At 55.4% G+C, this 16568-nt stretch carries 11 protein-coding genes and 4 pseudogenes; 4 read left to right on the forward strand and 11 right to left on the reverse strand.

Translation table 11 applies throughout. The features are described from left to right. Positions 1–76 precede the first annotated feature (76 nt). Positions 77–1411: a GTPase family protein gene (locus tag OSC10802_RS0111600; protein ID WP_017716934.1), complete on the forward strand. Its 1335-nt coding sequence runs from the start codon at positions 77–79 to the stop codon at positions 1409–1411. 262 nt (positions 1412–1673) lie between these two features. Here OSC10802_RS0111600 and OSC10802_RS0111605 read toward each other — a convergent pair whose 3' ends face one another. Together OSC10802_RS0111605 and OSC10802_RS39790 are read right to left on the reverse strand one after the other, a co-directional pair. After that, complete coding sequence (locus OSC10802_RS0111605; RefSeq protein ID WP_155967585.1) at positions 1674–1838, reverse strand: hypothetical protein; 165 nt, start codon at positions 1836–1838, stop codon at positions 1674–1676. Positions 1839–1848: 10 nt separating this feature from the next. After that, positions 1849–2133: a hypothetical protein gene (locus tag OSC10802_RS39790; RefSeq protein ID WP_155967587.1), complete on the reverse strand. Its 285-nt coding sequence runs from the start codon at positions 2131–2133 to the stop codon at positions 1849–1851. An 89-nt stretch (positions 2134–2222) separates the two neighbouring features. Between OSC10802_RS39790 and OSC10802_RS0111615 the strand changes: the two genes are divergently transcribed. Further along, positions 2223–4139: a GTPase family protein gene (locus OSC10802_RS0111615; protein ID WP_017716937.1), complete on the forward strand. Its 1917-nt coding sequence runs from the start codon at positions 2223–2225 to the stop codon at positions 4137–4139. Between the two features lie 188 nt (positions 4140–4327). Here the strand turns inward: OSC10802_RS0111615 and OSC10802_RS0111620 are convergent. From OSC10802_RS0111620 to OSC10802_RS39795, 3 genes and pseudogenes are all read right to left on the reverse strand, one after another. Further along, positions 4328–5170 (reverse strand): annotated as a pseudogene (locus OSC10802_RS0111620) (SDR family oxidoreductase); the annotation flags it as partial. A 999-nt stretch (positions 5171–6169) separates the two neighbouring features. Next, a pseudogene (locus OSC10802_RS54295) lies at positions 6170–6330 on the reverse strand (transposase family protein); the annotation flags it as partial. 145 nt (positions 6331–6475) lie between these two features. Next, positions 6476–6715 carry a hypothetical protein gene (locus OSC10802_RS39795; RefSeq protein WP_017716939.1) on the reverse strand — a complete coding sequence of 80 codons (240 nt, stop codon included), beginning with the start codon at positions 6713–6715 and terminating at the stop codon, positions 6476–6478. 347 nt (positions 6716–7062) lie between these two features. On the opposite strand from OSC10802_RS39795, the gene psb32 reads away from it, so the two are divergent. Further along, on the forward strand, positions 7063–7788 hold the full coding sequence (gene psb32, locus OSC10802_RS0111630) for a photosystem II repair protein Psb32 (RefSeq protein WP_017716940.1): 726 nt from the start codon (positions 7063–7065) through the stop codon (positions 7786–7788). On the opposite strand, the gene OSC10802_RS0111635 is transcribed toward psb32, so the two are convergent. The 6 genes and pseudogenes from OSC10802_RS0111635 to OSC10802_RS0111660 form a co-directional block, all read right to left on the reverse strand. Further along, the gene (locus OSC10802_RS0111635; protein ID WP_017716941.1) at positions 7785–8168 is read right to left on the reverse strand and encodes a DUF4346 domain-containing protein; all 384 of its coding nucleotides are present in this window, start codon (positions 8166–8168) and stop codon (positions 7785–7787) included. The two genes, psb32 and OSC10802_RS0111635, sit on opposite strands and share 4 nt — an antisense overlap. Positions 8169–8194: 26 nt before the next feature. Beyond that, a pseudogene (locus OSC10802_RS56415) lies at positions 8195–8978 on the reverse strand (RNA-guided endonuclease InsQ/TnpB family protein). A gap of 346 nt (positions 8979–9324) precedes the next feature. Then, positions 9325–9941, reverse strand: a pseudogene (locus tag OSC10802_RS47560) (IS607 family transposase); the annotation flags it as partial. Positions 9942–10070: 129 nt separating this feature from the next. Next, complete coding sequence (locus OSC10802_RS52825) at positions 10071–10745, reverse strand: lysozyme inhibitor LprI family protein (RefSeq protein ID WP_017716943.1); 675 nt, start codon at positions 10743–10745, stop codon at positions 10071–10073. Between the two features lie 504 nt (positions 10746–11249). Then, entirely contained in the window at positions 11250–13076 is a 1827-nt protein-coding gene (locus tag OSC10802_RS0111655) for an aspartate kinase (protein ID WP_017716944.1), read from the reverse strand. A gap of 391 nt (positions 13077–13467) precedes the next feature. Then, positions 13468–16263, reverse strand: a complete 2796-nt coding sequence (locus OSC10802_RS0111660; protein WP_017716945.1) for a toll/interleukin-1 receptor domain-containing protein — start codon at positions 16261–16263, stop codon at positions 13468–13470. Positions 16264–16288: 25 nt separating this feature from the next. Here OSC10802_RS0111660 and OSC10802_RS55560 point away from each other — a divergent pair, with 25 nt between their 5' ends. After that, complete coding sequence (locus OSC10802_RS55560) at positions 16289–16414, forward strand: hypothetical protein (RefSeq protein WP_255349131.1); 126 nt, start codon at positions 16289–16291, stop codon at positions 16412–16414. Positions 16415–16568: the final 154 nt, after the last annotated feature.

A 16568-nucleotide genomic window follows, 5' to 3' on the forward strand; every position in this document is an offset into this window, starting at 1 on the left:
TTAAATAAAATCCCCTCCCTCCCTTCCCAAAACTCAAAACTTTTTTTACAATATCAGCAAGGAGAAAGCCGCTAACATGACAGAGCAACGCGACACCGATTCACCCCCATCTGATTCCGTAAAATTGGACAAGCCGGCGGCTCAGCCCCTGAGCGCTGAGCCAGGAGATAATTCCCCCCGCAGCCGCATTGCCGGCATCTGGAAAGACGCAACCGCACGCTTCCAGCAACTCGCGCCCCTAGAGCGAGTGGGGCAAACAGCTGTCAGGTGGTTTAATGTTAGCGAAGATCGGGTTGCCGAGATTTTGGAAACCGTTCGGGCTCAACTGCCCACCACAGAAGCCCTCCTGATTGGCAAGCCCCAAGCCGGCAAAAGTTCCATTGTGCGGGGGATGACAGGAGTTTCTGCAGAAATTGTCGGTCAGGGATTTCGCCCCCACACGCAACATACCGAGCGCTACGCCTATCCGTCAAAAGACCTGCCCCTGCTAATTTTCACCGATACCGTTGGACTGGGAGATGTCAGCCAGAACACTCAGACCATTATACAGGAACTGGCAGGAGATTTGCAACAGCAAACTCGCTGCGCCCGAGTCCTGATTCTCACTGTCAAAATCACTGATTTCGCCACCGGCACCCTGCGAGAAATTGCCACTGAGTTGCGCCAGAAGTATCCCAACATCCCCTGTTTGCTGGCGGTGACGTGCTTGCACGAACTCTATCCTGCCGGCACAGCCGATCATCCCGCCTACCCGCCCGAATATGAGGAAGTCAGCCGAGCCTTCGCCGCCATTCAAGAAAGTTTTGCGGGGCTGTACGATCGGGCGGTTGCGATTGACTTCACCCTGGAAGAAGACGGGTACACGCCCGTATTTTATGGCTTAGACGCGCTGAGAGACACCCTAGCAGACTTGCTGCCAGAAGCGGAAGCCGGTGCGATTTACCAGCTATTAGATGAAGAAGCCGGCAGGCAGCTGAGTGACCTCTACCGCGATGTCGGACGCCGGTACATTTTGGCATTTTCCATTATGGCAGCCGCCCTGGAAGCCGTGCCGCTGCCACTCGCCAGCATGCCGGTGCTGATTGCCTTGCAAGTCTCGATGGTGAGTTTGCTGGGGAGACTGTACGGGCAAACACTAACTGCATCGCAAGCTGGGGGAGTTGTCAGCGCAATTGCCGGCGGTTTCCTCGCCCGCGCAGTCGGACGGGAATTAATCAAATTTGTGCCCGGAATAGGCACCGCAATCGCCGCCTCTTGGGCGGGTGCGTACACCTGGGCGCTGGGCGAAGGTGCCTGCGCCTACTTCGGCGATTTAATGGGGGGCAAGAAGCCAGATACCAAGGTCATTCAGTCCGTAATGCGACAGTCTTTTCAAACAGCAAAAGAGCGGTTTAAGGAAATCAAACGCTGAGCGCTTCTCCCCACCTGTAGGGTGCGGAGCGCGAAGCGTAACGCACCCGAAAATTTATTATACAAAATTGCTATTTTCCGGGCGATTATAAATCGCGGCTATACAGACAAAGCCCGCCTGCGCGGGCTAAGAGAAGAGCGATATTTTCAAAATATGCGCGGGTTTTCCCTCGTTCCCAGGCTCTGCCTGGGAACGCCTGAAAGGAGGCTCTGCCTCCTTCTCTCCCACCCAATAAAATCTTTAACAAAAGGGGATGCCAAACTTATTCAAAGAAAATCAAATGGCGAGCGCTTATCAACACCGGCAATACTTTGCGCCGGTCCATCAGAAACATTTCCTCGTAGGTAATTATACATCCAATGTCCTTGGAGGGCAGGCGAGACGCCTGCCCTACGGTTTGTCGGTGCTTACCCGGCAGGACCGGCATCTTGCCTGTCCTATAGGCGATCCACATAAATGCCGGCACGGCTAACTGCAAAGTCTGACAGTACCGGCGCGTTTGGCCCGACACACGCCTCGAATTCATGAGCCAATCTATCAAGGAGCGCATCAAACTCTTCATCCTCCTGTAACGATGCCTTATCTTCCAATCCCCGCTGTTTTGAGGTTGAACCTTCTCCAAGCAAGGTTAGGACTTCAACAAAATCAAGCACCTCCAGGAGTTTGGCTTCAGGGAGAAGATGGAGCCGGCGCACAATCTCTTCAATTATAACTTTCATCATTCCTCCCCCTTTAGATAGGGATCGAAAAACCATCCCAGAAGTGTTACAACTAGCAGTATAACAACTCTACCCAAAACAAGCAAGAGACAATGGTGCGATTAAAACTGTGGCAATGGCTCGTGCTAGCACTGCCGGTCGCCAGCATCATCATCTTCCTGATGGTAGCAGCGGGGCAGCAGATTAACCAGTGGGGCATTAACTGGATTTGGGGCGTATTCACCCTCGCCTTAGTTGGCTGGCGCTGGCTGCTGGTGAGGTGGACTCGACCGGCATTCGAGCCGGTGGAAGCCCTGGTGGCGGAAGTCAGCAAAGAAATAGAACCCCCTGCAGGCAGTACCGCCCCCCTGCCGGCACCAGATGAGGCGGCAATTAAAGCGCAAACCGCACTCCAAGACATCCTCAAAGCCTCACAAAACGACCCACCGGCATGGGATGACTGGCAAACCTTCTGGCAGCGGTGCCAGGAACTTGTCACCGCCATCGCCGGCATCTACTATCCCGAAGATAACTATCCCCTGCTCAACATTTACGTCCCCCAAGCTTACGCCCTGATTCGCGGAACATTAGACGACTTAGATCGCTGGATGCAACAGTTATCCCCCGCGCTCAATCAAGTCACAGTTGGGCAGGCGTACCAGGCATACGAAATTTACCAGAAGCTGGAACCCTCCGCTCGCAAACTTTCCAAAGCTTGGAACTGGGCGCAGTGGCTCCTCAACCCAGCCGCTGCAGTAGCAGCACAAGTCAGCCGGCGTTCCAGCAACCGCGCAACTCAGGAACTCGTGGTGAATTTGAGCCAGCTTCTGCGGGAAGCCGCCCTGCGCAACCTGTGCCGGCAGGCGATTGCCCTCTACGGAAGCCGCACCCTGCCGGCGGCTGCATTTCCCACTCCCGCACCGGCACTGGCAAAAGTCAAAACCCAAACCCTGCGAGACATCCTCGAACAAGCCGAACCCGTCGAAACAGTTGAGCAAAAACCCGTTACTATTCTGCTCGCGGGGCGAACCGGAGCCGGAAAAAGCAGCCTGATTAACACCCTATTTCAAGCCGATCGCGCAACCGTCGATATTTTGCCCAGCACCGAGCGGATTGAAAATTACCGCTGGCAAACTGAAACGGGAGAAAGCCTGACGCTCTTGGACACCCCCGGTTACGAACAAGTTAACCGTGAGGATTTCCGGGAATTAGTGCTTGAGTCAGCCAAAAAAGCCGATTTGTTGCTATTAGTCAACCCTGCCGGAGATCCCGCCTTGCAAATGGATGTAGACTTTCTCAAAGATATCAAAACACAAGTTGCAGATTTACCCGCACTCGCTATTATTACCCAGGTAGATCGCTTGCGTCCAGTGCGCGAGTGGCAGCCGCCCTACGACTGGGTGTGGGGCGAGCGCCCCAAGGAAAAAGCCATTCGGGAAGCCACCCAGTATCGCGCTGAACTCCTCGGCGAGTTTTGCCAGCGAGTCCTGCCGGTGGTCACCGCCGACAGTAAAGCCGGTCGAGTCCCCTGGAATGCCAACGTCCTGTCATTAGCGCTGCTAGAAGAAATATCGCCGGCAAAACAGCTCCGCCTCGCCCGCTTTTTGCGCAATCTGGACGCTCGCACCGCCGCCGCCGCCAAAATCATCGACCGCTATACCTTCCAGATGGCGACAGCCCAAGGCGTGACCGCACTGCTCAAAAGTCCCGTCCTCCAATTCCTCAGCACACTCTCCACCGGCTCTCCCACCCTAGCCTATCTGCTCGCAGAGAAAATTCCCGCCGAAAAGCTGCCGGTGGTTATTGGCAAATTGCAGATGGCTTATGAGCTGTTCGAGCTGTTTAACACAGACGATTCTAACCCGCTCAACTTTGACCTGCGCTCCCTCTGGCCACTGCTGCAAGAAAACTCCGCCCCACCCGACCGCAATGCCTGCGCATTCGGTCACGCCCTAGTGGAGTTCTGGACTCAAACCCTCACAGTTGAGCAACTCCGGGAGCGCTTTGAATACTATCTCAAGCAGGTTTGAACAGTAGGCCGACAAAACTCAACCGAACATCAAGAAACCAGGTTTTTAAATTAACCTGGTTTTCTGAGAAACCCGGTTTCTTTAAGAAACCGGGTTTCTGGGCCGGAGTTCATCCAACTGAGAACCGCTATATCCGCGATGTTAGGCTTACTTATCTGAGCAGACTTGTGAGCCGGCACCGCGCCCCATCACAGCATCGTCTCCGGATAAATCAGCTGATACCCCGCCGCCTTAATCTTCTGATTAGACACCAGTGCGTTATAAGGAAAAACCTGTTTCTCTGAAGGATTCCACGAAACCTTCTCCCAACCGTGACGAGCGCAGAGCCGGTCAAGCAATTCGCGGCGGGTGAGCGGAGTGTCATTCACCAAATTGTAAATTCCTTGGCATTGATGCAGGCGGGCAAACTCCAAAACCCCAACAATATCATCCAGGTGAATCCAATTGGAGATATCGTCACCGGCACCCGGGCGAGTCGTGCCGGCAACCCTGCCGAAAATCTTGGCCAGCTCCCGACCGGGACCGTAAATTCCTCCCAGGCGCAAGATGCAAACCCGCAGGTTTTCACCCGCCGCCCCCAGCAGAACTCGCTCCGTCGCGCACAAAATTTCACCGTTCTCATTGACCGGCGCTACCGGCGTTTCTTCACTCACCGGCTCACCATTCCTGTCCCCATACACCGAATAGCTGCCGGTGTAAAGCAGATGCCGCACGCTGGGAGTTTGCTTTAGCACCTCCACCAGGTTTTTTGCCGTTTCCAGATAGGTTTCCCGATATACGCTGCCATTCGCTGCGCCAACACTCAACAGCACAACATCCTGGTTTTCTGCGGCTTCCTTCAAGGCGGCTGAGTCATCCCCTCTCGCCACCACCACGCGCTGCGCCACCTTTTCCAGTTCAGCGACGCGCGCCTCCCTCGTCGTAGTTGCCGTCACGACATGACCGGCACTGCGCCACAGTCGGGCAACAGCAGTTCCAACGTAGCCACAGCCGATAATTGCGATGTTCATCCGTATCCCCCCAAGTGTTCCTGCAAGCCATTCCTGCCAGCCGGTGCAGTGTGTTCTTTGGGTAGAATATAACGAACTGGTGACTCCCCACTGACACCGGCACCCTTTGGCGAATGGCCACTCCCGGGCGCATCAACCCTGGGGCCAACTCTCACCTTGGCCAGTGCGCCCAGTTAAGGTTTTGCGCATTTAAGTTGCACTATCCATCTCTATCCCTCGTTCCCAGGCACTGCCAGGGAATGCGGCTCTATCGTATTTGCCTACTTCCTATAACAAGCAGATTAAAAGCCTAACAGCTAAGTCGGGCCTTGAGAGCTTGTTTATTATAGCAGCAGGCACTTAGGTTCGTACATTTCGGCCTCTTTTGCACCCCCCACTCCTGCTCCTATTGTCCTAACCCATATTACTACTGGGATATAGACGTAGGTACGGCGTCCGCCGGGACTGAAGGTCTAATGTTCTAACCTAAGTGCATACTGCTATATCCGTCTTTTGTCACTTTGGGTGAATTCGACGAATTTGCGGGATTTCAGACAGCGACAGATTGGGCTTTCACCCTAGTTTGACAGAAGAGGGTGCTATATAGACGTAGGGCAGGCGTCCCGCCCCCCCTGAAGGTCTAATGTTCTAACCTAAGTGCATACTGCTATAAAAAAAATCTTAAAGGTTGCCAGGCGCTGGAAAAGTGGCTCTCCCCCCCGCAACCCCCGTGTTCAGGGGACTTGGGGGGATCGGAGTTGAGGATGTTAGGGAACAGGACCTCTGATATAGCAGCAGTCATATTGGTTTGGATATCAGTGGCCTAGGGATAAAAGGCGTAGGGCAGGCGTTCCCTCCGTGCCCTACCGTCCTAACTTAAGTGAATACTGCTATAGATTTACGCGGCATTTGCGGGCATCCCCGGCCAATATAGCGATAGCACTATGGCAGCAGTCATATTGGTTAGGACATTAGTGGCCTAGGGATAAAAGGCGTAGGGCAGGCGTTCCCTCCGTGCCCTCTCGATCTAATGTCCGTGCCCTAACTGGCTGCTGCTGCATCCCCGGCAAAAGTGATAGAGGCGGTATCCCGCAAAGCTTTCAGGAAAATCCCACGCATCGCCGTTCCAGTCTTTGCGATAGCATAAACCCGCAACTGGGACAGTGGAAAACTTTGGAACCACCTAAACGGGTGTGGACATTTGCCGGCTGCGAGTGCGGGTCTTGCTCTTCACCCCCCTCAAAACAAACATCCTCTCTGGCAAAGTTAGCGGGCGGATGCGTGCGCTGCTGTGGGTGCGGCGCTCCCTGACTCAAAACTCAAAGCCGAAAGCTCGCTGTGCTTGCATCAAAATGGAATGTCATCGTAAGGAGGCTCGTCATCGGGACGAATGATTTCAGGCTTGCCCGTAAGTTCAGGGGAACCTTTCTGCCGGTCGATCCAGCGCTTGACTTGTTTGAGCGCATCCCGTTCCGAGATCGCCTCTGGGACTAGAACCCGGTGATTGCCCTTCTCGTCCCAGACCTCCACACAGTAAACTTGCTGCACCTTAATTATCCAGCCATTGTAAACGTCTGGTGAGCTCATAGCCTTACTCTCCCCAATTTCTGACCGCCGCTCCTAAAACCATGATAAGTGGGACAGTTACCTTTTTTGTCACCGGCACGCAGATCGAGCAGCGCTACCTGCGATTTGGATGCCAGAGTCGCACAAGGGAAGTGGTTTTCAGCTTTTTGCCTGACTTCTCTGGATTACCGCTCTGGGTTGGCATACACTATCATACCCCAATCCCCGAAGTGCCAGAATTTGTCAGGATTTTTCGCCCATGTAACCTGCCCTTTACGCCTACCCTAACACGCTCACCCCCTCCAGCGTGAGTTTTTCGGCCACTTCTGCAGTATTTTTTGGAAATGATCGCTTTTAGGACTCATCCCATGCACCCTATCCTCCAGCAAATCTTCAGCAGGTTGCGTTACCACACGCGCCTGATTTTGTCAATCGCGCTGGTTGTTTTGGCCGCGTCGCAGTTCGCGCCACCGGCACACGCCACCGGCGTCTATCAAATGCCCGCCCTGAAAGCCGGCGACTCGGCCTGGACAATCGACTTTGATGACGTGCTCAGCCGCAGTACAGAAAACCAGCTGGACAGCGTTTCGGAAAAGCTCGCCGAAAAAACAGGCAATGAGGTCAGGTTCGTCACCATCCACCGGCTCGACTACGGCGAAACCATTGACAGCTTCACCAACAAGCTGTTTGAAACATGGTTCCCCACCCCAGAAGCGCAAGCCAATCAAACCCTGCTGGTTCTGGACACCCTCACCAACAACTCCGCCATCCGCACCGGCGAGGGAGTCAAGAGCCTGATGTCCGACGAGATCGCCCTCAGCATTGCAACGGAAACCCTGCAAGCGCCCCTGCGCCAGGGCAACAAATACAATCAGGCCTTCGCCGACGCCAGCGCCCGCCTGCAAGCCGTGCTGTCGGGCCAGCCTGACCCGGGCCCGCCCCAAGTCGCCGACACCCTGAACGTGGACAGCACCTTCAAAAGCGCAGAAGAAACCGACACCGGCAACTCCACGGCTGTCGTCGTGGTGCTGTTAATTGCCGCCACCGTCATCCCGATGCTCACCTACTTCTGGTATCAAAATTTTTCAGGCTAGTCCTGCACGTACTCGCCGCCACTCACCAGCCCGATCTCAGCCCGCACAAACTCCCGCCCCAGATACGCTGCGTGATCCAGCAGCGTCACGGGACAGGGCTGAGTTTCCTCAAAAATCTTAACGCAAAGTTCCTTAGCAGTCCTGCCGGCGAACACCTGCGTGTGGGTGCGCTCCACCTTCCCCCGTGCGGGAATCACCTTGCCGGTTTCAGGATCGACAGCCAGCCCCCGTTCGTCAATCACATTGCTGAAATGCTTAGCGCAAATTAACCCCCCCTCCCGATCCAGATAAATGATAAAATAGCCGCCCGGGTCGAGGTCGAGGTGACGCTGGGAAAGCTTTTCATCAATCGCGGCTAAATTTTCTAGCGTTTGAGACATGTCTTTGCTAATCCTATCTGATACATTTACGCGACATTACCTGGGATAACCCCGGACAACGCAACGATAGCACTATCACCGATAAAAGTGATAGAGGCGGTATCCCGCAAAGCTTTCAGGAAGATCCCGAAAGCGCCATTCCAGTCCCGAGATAGCGTAAACCCGCAACTGGGACAGTGGAAAACTTTGGAACCACCTAAACGGGTGTGGACATGGCCACAGCGAGTGCAAGTCTTGCTGGTGAATTCTTCTGTCACATCCAAAACGGTGGTTCCTGTCAGTTCGGCTTGATACTTTAAAGTCATCTTAAACCGATAGTGCGCCCATGTCAGCATCGCTCTCGCCGTTTTAGATTTGATTCTTCTCTTTACCTTGGCAACCATGTCGGAAGTCTCGAAGGTAGGCAGAAAAATCAAACGGTAATTGCGGGTTAGATAGTGTGCGACCTGCTTGTGGACTTCATCTATCAAGTCTCGAATTTTGACTCGCATCCTCTGAGCGGCATGTCTCATACTTCGCCGCCGCTTCTTGCTGAGTTCTTTTGCCGTTCGGCTCACCAAATCATCTAAGTGCTGGCACAACCGTTAGCGTAGCGGCTCCGTCAGGAGCGGTGATGCGCCCAATATCCCCGCTGCCGAACTCTAGGAATTTTCGCCCATCAAAGCCCGTCAGGAAAGTCCTCACGCCCGGGTCTAACGCAATAATCCCATCCGCTTTGGTGGGGTTGAGTTGGGCGAGTTCGGGGAAAACAGCAAACCACCTCCCCTTGTCAAATACTAGCTGGGTTCCTTGACTGCAAGAAATAGGGATTGGCTCAGCAGCGGTAAAAGAAAGCCCCTTGGTTAATTTTGGATACCAGGTTACCTGAGAGAAATTGCTGTCATTAAATTTAATGGCTTGAGACGAATCGCGGCAGCTTCTAAACTTAGCATCGGGGCTGGCGCTGAAGGCTAGGTGAGCGTCAAAGATTGCATTCTGCCGGATGTGGCACGGCGTTTCTTTGACCCATTGGGGTAAGTCGCCCTGCATGATTTCGTTTCGCAATTTCAGCTTGCTGAGTCGCTTGCCACTCCGCTGGCAGGCAATAGCCTGGTTGTAGCAGTACCGGCAAGCTGCGAGCCATTTCCTCCAGGTTTTATTAAGCTCCGAGCTTGGGTAAATCCGCAGCTTTCTTGACCTGAGTTTTGTACTTTCGGAGTCCGTAGAGCTTGGAGCTGTAGCTTGCTTCCGCGAAGCGGTAGCCGTGGAGAATGGCGAGGATATCCTCAACCATTTCGCGATCCCGACTGAGACTTGTTTCGTTGAGTACCACGAGTTCACACCCGTTTGGCTCGCAGACCCATCGAAACAGGTCAAAGCCTTTCCTTGCCAATCTGTCAAAGTGGGCAACGACAACCAGCCGGACATCTCCTGACAGAATTCGTCCCAGTAGGGCTTGCAGCTTTTTTCGTTTGAAGTTGAGTCCGCCGCCGATAGCGTAGCGGCGCGCCAGCGCTTTTCGGCGACGATTTCTGCTTGCGGGTAGAGGCTGCTGAGTGCTGCTCAAAGCCGGTTGAGGTCGGACTGTCCGGCCCGACCGCTGACTCTGGCGTAGGCAACGACTTTTCTTTTGTCCCTGCCGGATTTGACAACATAGAACTCGATGTTGTAGCGGCGCTGTCCTGATGGGGTTCTGATGGACTCAATCCGTCCATCTCCCTCCCACCGGCGGAGTGTCCGCTCATTGACTCCTTGGGCTCCTGCCACTTCTTTGGGCTTGACATATTTAGGCAACGGGGCTTCCTCAAATCTCTCCCTGTATTATATCACTTTATCGTACTTTGTCCGGAGAATCTGGGATTAAATTTTTGCTCTCCCCCCACACTAGCAGAAAAGGGCCAGACCGGAGGCAGCCACTCCCGCTTACCGCCCTTCCATCCCCCCCAGAAAATTCTCCAATTCCCCGGTGCGCTGTTCAGTCAGGCGCGTCAGGCAAAGATTCTCACCCGCCCGCGCCAGCGTGCTTTCAAACCGGCAGTTTGCATCTCGAAACTTTATCCACGCCAGTTGTGCCGTCTCCAGTTTAGTTCGGCGTGCGGCGGAGACTTTAGAGCGCAGTTGCTTGTAAACTTGATTCAGCTTGCTGTCTGCTTCCTGATAGCTCCTGCCCGCTGGCTGTAGCAGCTGACCCCGGTTATAGCTCTCCAAAGAAGCCGTGCGCTTTTTAGTTATGTCAGCAAGGCACCCCGAAAAAATCATCGGTTCCATCGAGCCCCCCTCAACTTCGGTTCTGGCAAACGCGCAATTCCCATCTCGAAACTCAATCCACGCCAACTGCGCCAAGGTCAATTTCTCCCGGTTCGCTCCTTGCAACTTCGAGCGCACCTGCTGGTACACTTGATTTAGCTTTTTGTCCGCATTCTGATAGGACAAGCTGGCGCAGGCGTTCATTTCCGCTTGGTTTTGGGGATCGTTGCAGTTAGGCTCCTGCGCCAAGCGCACTCCGAGTTCAGCCGCAGCGCCCCCGCAGCTCGCCGCTGCCAGCGAGCCGGTCAGCGCTGCCGCCGCCAGCCGGAAGAAGAGCCGGTTGAATTTCATATTCTAGCCCATCACTCATGGCGTTTATCTTAAATTATATCACTCATAATCTGGCTGGGTGGGGGCGGGTTTATTAATACCCATTGCTGTGTCTGAAATATTTTTTTACAGCCCGCCCCTACAGTTCTAGCAGCAGTCATATTGATTAGAACAATAGAAGCTTCGGGAGCGGAGGAGCAAGGGAGGCCGGAATGTACGTTTCCTAAATGCATACTGCTATATAGACGTAGGGGGGGCGTCCGCCGAGCCTGAAGGTCTAATGTTCTAACCTAAGTGCATACTGCTATAATGTAGAGTGCGTTCCTTTGGGGAACGCACCCTACTGGGCTTGGCGCTCCTTCACGGCGGCGGGAAAAAAATCCGCTCTCAATTAGAACCGCTATATCATGTCGGGTTGATTAACCGCTCTCAGAACCCAATGCGATGATGCCCCATGCCCCATGCCCCACCATCGAGATATTATGGGCAATCAACCTGACGCGATATTACAGGAGTGTCACGCGATTACACCGGCACCTCAATTTTTTTGCTGCCAGACAAACCGAAGGCGGCGTGCACCGCTTGCAAAGCTCGCACCCCGCTTTCCTCGCCCACCACACAGCTGACCTTAATTTCCGAAGAGGCAATCATTTGAATGTTGATTTTCTCCTTCGCCAGAGCTTCAAACATGCGAGCCGCGACGCCGGGGGAGTGAATCATGCCGGCACCCACCACGCTGACTTTAGCCACTGCAGTGTCAACCACCAGCTCACTAGAGCCAAACTCCCGGACTAAAGGTTCCAGCACTTTGCGGGCGTCCTCGGCGTCAGGTCGCGCCACGGTGAAGGCAATATCCCGCATCGCCACGCCATTCATGATGCGGCAGCGCTGGGACTGGATAATCGTATCGACGCTAATATTATTTTTGGCCAGCAGTCCGAACACTTTGGCCGCCATCCCGGGCCGGTCGGGAATATAGCGAATGGCCAGACGGGCTTGGTTTTTGTCCAGCGCCACCCCCCGCACCGGCGGGGGGAGCTCGTCGGCGGGGGACAGGGGGACACCGGCAGGGTTCATCTGCACCGGCGAACTGCTGAGGTCAAAGGTTTCGCAGAGCGCGGCAATGGCGCGATCGCAATCTTCGGCGTCAATAGCGCAGCTGACTTTCACCTCCGAGGTAGAAATCATTTGAATATTGACACCGGCCTGTGCCAAGCTCTGGAACATCTGCGCCGCCACCCCCGGACGCCCAATCATACCGGCACCGCCAATGCTAACTTTAGCGATTTCCCGCTTCACCATCACCTCCGCTTCTTCCGGTGCGGCGTCGAAGTGGCTGCGCAGTGCCGGCGCAATGGCAGACGCCACAGCTTCCGCTTGATTGAGCGAGTCCCTGGTCACCGTAAAGGCAATGTCATTGCTATTGCCCTCGTGAATTGACTGAATAATCAAGTCCACATTCAAGTTTTGACGCCCGATTTCCCCGAAAAGGCGGGCGGCGACCCCCGGTCGGTCAGGCACTCGCAGCAAGGAAACCTTGGCTTGATCCGTGTCGAACTCCACCGCATCTACCGGGTGAACAATTTCCAAACCCTGCAGGGGGCGGGGCACCCGTGCCGGTGAGATCACCTTCGTCCCCGGGTCGTCTGTCCAGCTGGAGCGCACCACCAAGGGCACGCCGTAGTTGCGGGCAATTTCTACGGCGCGGGGGTGCAGCACCTTCGCGCCCAAGCTCGCCAATTCCAGCATTTCGTCGCAGGTAATCTCCGACATCAGCTCGGCGGAAGGCACCAGGCGCGGGTCTGCGGTTAAAATGCCCGGTACGTCGGTGTAAATTTCGCACAGGTCAGCCCGCAACGCGGCGGCGAGCGCGACTGCAGAGGTGTCGGAACCGCCGCGCCCCAGGGTGGTGATTTCTAAGTCCTCGCTGGCGGTGATGCCTTGGAAACCCGCCACCACCACGACTTTCCCCTCGCGCAACTGGCGCTCCATGCGCTCGGTTTCGATGCGCAAAATCCGAGCGCGGGTGTGTTCTGCTTCTGTGACGATGCCGACTTGAGCGCCGGTCATGGAAATCGCCGGCTGGCCCAGTTCCTGCAGCGCCATGCTGACCAGGGCGATAGAAACTTGCTCGCCGGTGGACAGCAGCATGTCCATTTCCCGCCGCGAGGGGGTGGGGGTAATCTCCTTGGCCAGTTTGACCAGCCCGTCGGTGGTTTTCCCCATCGCGGAAACCACCACCACTAGGGAATTGCCGGCTTTAACGGTTTGAATAACGCGCTGGGCCACTGCTTGAATGCGCTCAACTGACCCAACCGAGGTGCCACCGTATTTTTGGACTATCAGCGCCATGATTTTTGTCTCTCTGAACTTCCTGCTCTCCACCTGGCCGGTTGAAGCGTGAAACCTGTCAGGTACGCCAAAATGTATTTAAACATTAACTTCTTCAAATTAACAGACTTAATTTTCGCAAAACCGCCGAAATATATAATTTAATAATATTCTTTTCTCAGGGCTGGCCCTGTGGATTGACGCCCCGCAGGACCGGCATCTTGCCTGTCCTTGAGGGCAGGCGGGACGCCTGCCCTACGTCTATACCTCGCTTCGACAGGCGCTCCCACCAGCCAGACAATCCGATTGAATAGATTGTGATTTGCGGGCGGGGAGTTAAGCGGGATTGATTGCCTGCTGTAACTCTTACCCGCTCGCGCCGGCAAAATATCAAAAGCAATCAAACGTAAGTTCACTGCCGGTAGGCAATCCCGCCGCACAGGAGCCGGTCGCTTTCTGGGACATTGGGGTTGTTCTTCAGGTAGTCGCGCAGCCAATTGCAGGCGCGTGAGAGCAGCTTGTCGGAATTCATTTGAGCCATGCGGCGCATTTCATAGATAGATTCAAGGTTCCAGAGGATGGCGGTGCTGTCAGCGGAAGCGGATGCTAGGGTTTGGCCATCAGGCGACCAAGCGACAGCCGACACCCAGTCCCCGTGGTGTTCCAGCGCCGCCAGCAACTGGCCATCCAGATCCCAGAATTTCACAGTATCATCTTCAGCCACCGTGGCAATCATCTGGCCATCCCGACTGAAGCTCACCTGCCAAACCCCACCGGCAAACCCTTTTATCGCGGTCAGTTCTGTCCCATCCAGGTTCCAGAGTTTGACGATTTTGTCAGCACCGGCAGAGGCAATCGTCTTGCCATCCGGACTGAAACTGACACTATTGACCCGATTCGTGTGCCCGACAAAAGTTTTCACCGGCGTGCCGTCTCTGCGCCAGAGTTTCACCGTGCTGTCACCGCCGGCAGTCGCAATCAGCTCTCCATTTGGCGAAAAAGTGACATCATTCACCTCAGCGTCCTTGTGCGCCTCGATAGTGATTATATCCGGGCTATTCACCCCCCAAAGTTTCACGGTGCCGTCAGCGCTCCCCGAGGCGAGCGTTTCCCCATCCGGCGAGAAACTGACGCTCTTCACCGCAGCAAAATGGCCTCGCAGGGTTTCCGGCGCATCCCGCTGCAGGTCCCACAGCAGCACCTTGCCGTCATAACCGGCAGTCGCCACCCGCTTCCCGTCAGGCGAGAAACTCACATCTGTGACCGGGGTTTCACTCTTGAGCGTTCGCCGCAGCGTGCCGTCGGAAACCCGCCAAACCAGCGCCATACTGTCCGCACTGCCGGTGGCGAGAAATTTCCCATCAGCGCTGAAACTGGCACTTTTGACGCCGGCAGTGTGCCCTTGCAGGATATCGCGCACCGCGCCCTTGAGACTGCGAAGGCGAATAATTTTATCAGCACCGGCACTGGCGATTTCTGGCTGCTTGGCGTTAGGCGAGAACCGGACGCTCTTCACACTGCCCCTGTTTTCCAGAAAAGTTTGCAGCAAATTGCCGTCAGTGTCCCACAGTTTTACCGTTTTGTCATCGCTGGCAGTGGCAATATTCTTGCCGTCGGGGGAGAAACTGACGCTATTCACCCAGCTGGTGTGGGAAGCCAGTACCCGCAGGAGAGTGCCATTAGTATCCCACAACTTTACCGTACCGTCACGGCTGGCTGAGGCAATTGTTTTGCTATCCGGCGAAAAGCTCACCTCAAGCACTCTGCCGTCATGCGCCTGCAGCAGTTTTTCCAGCTTGCCGCTCGTATTCCATAGCCTGACGGTCCTGTCGGAGCCGCCGGTAACAATTGTGCGCCCATCGGGGCTGAAACTGAGGGCGGTCACAGCACCGACATGCGCTTCTATATTTGCCACCGGCGTGCCGTCGGAAACCCACAGGATCAGCTGCCCGTCTGCAGTGCCGGCGGCTATCAGCTGCCCATCCGGACTGAACGCCACATTTAAAACATCCGCATCGCGCTGGAGGATTTTGATTTCAGTGCCGTCTGAATTCCACAGTTTCACCGTTCTGTCGGCGCAGACGGTGGCTAAAGTCTGCCCGTCGGGCGACCAGGCGACAGAGCGCACGCGGTCCGGATGCGGTAACGTTGCTTCCAGTGTGCCGTCTGCGCCCCAGATTTTTGCCGTGCTGTCCTCACTGGCAGAGGCAATCAGCTGGCCATCGGGGGAGAAGCTCAGTTGAGTGACGGTATCGGTGTGCCCTTCCAGCCGGTTGCGCTCGCTGGTTGTGTTGATTGCCACCACCAGGGTTTGCAGAGTCCGGTCGCGAACAGCTGGGGGGATGCCGGCTTGCACGCTTAGCTGTTTGGTGGCTCTCACCGCCCACAGCAGCGCCTCCAGCCCGTCGTTGGCTTGCAGCCGGTTTTGAGACAGGGTGTTTAAGGCGCTGATGTAGTTTTCTCCGGTTCGGGATCGCTGCTGTTCCGCATCGGCGGGCTGCCGTTTGCTGTCGAGCCGGCTGGCGAGGGAGGCTTGGTACTGGCTAAACGCCAGTCCCGCCAGCACGGCAGTGAGCAAGCCGCCCCCAGCGAGAGCGGCGAGCCCTGCGCCCAGGAACTTGATTTTGGCGCGGGCGCTGGCGGTAATGTACTGTATTTGCAGTGGCGTCGGGGAGGGCTCTTTGGCTTCGCTCTCGATTAGCCATCCCTCGGCTTCTTTTAGATCCTTACCATTTAATAGAAAGTTGGGGTCGCGCTTTTCGCTGTCCCACTCCAACGCCCGCACCAGCAAGCGCGTGTGTTCCCAGACATAGTTTTGGTCGGCATCCACAGCGCTGAGCAAGGTAGAAAAGGCGCTGTGGAAATCCTCAGTTTCTGGAAAGGGAATCGGGTTGACAGCGAGAAGGGCGGGATGCAGCTTTGAGGGAGGAGTCTGCCGGCAGATCACCGGAATCAGCCGTTTGTGGCAGTAGAGCGCGTGAGCGATCTCTTCCTGACAGGCTTCATCGGGAGCGGAATCGGGGGAGATAATGAAGATGAAATTGTTTGCCGCTTCAATACCGGCAAGCATGTCTTTGCGCCACTCCGGCGTCAGCGGAGTGTTCTGCCAGTTGGCGAAGACCTCGCGGCTGTGTTGCTGGAAAGCTTCGTAGAGTTTTTTGACGAACTCCAGATCCTCGTGCGAGTGGGAAATATAAACCTCTGCCATGCCTCTCTCTGGGACAGTCTAACGTGTGCCTTCGACTTCACCCCAACTTGACCCCTCTGCAAGCTACCGCTCTTTAGGCTGGAACCGGCTGTCACCGGACCGGCTGCCGGTGGCGGTGTCCGTCTCGGAGACGAAACGCGATGCCACATAAGTATACCTTAAGAGATACTTCGTTGCGGGAGATTCAGGGTTCGCAGTTGGGCTTCAGCCCAAAGGTTCGCAGTTGGGCTTCAGCCCAAAGGTTCGCAGTTGGGCTTCAGCCCAAAGGTTCGCAGTTGGGCTTCAGCCCAAAGGTTCGCAGTTGG

The organism is Kamptonema formosum PCC 10802, assembly GCF_000332335.1.
Classification (GTDB): domain Bacteria; phylum Cyanobacteriota; class Cyanobacteriia; order Cyanobacteriales; family Oscillatoriaceae; genus Oscillatoria.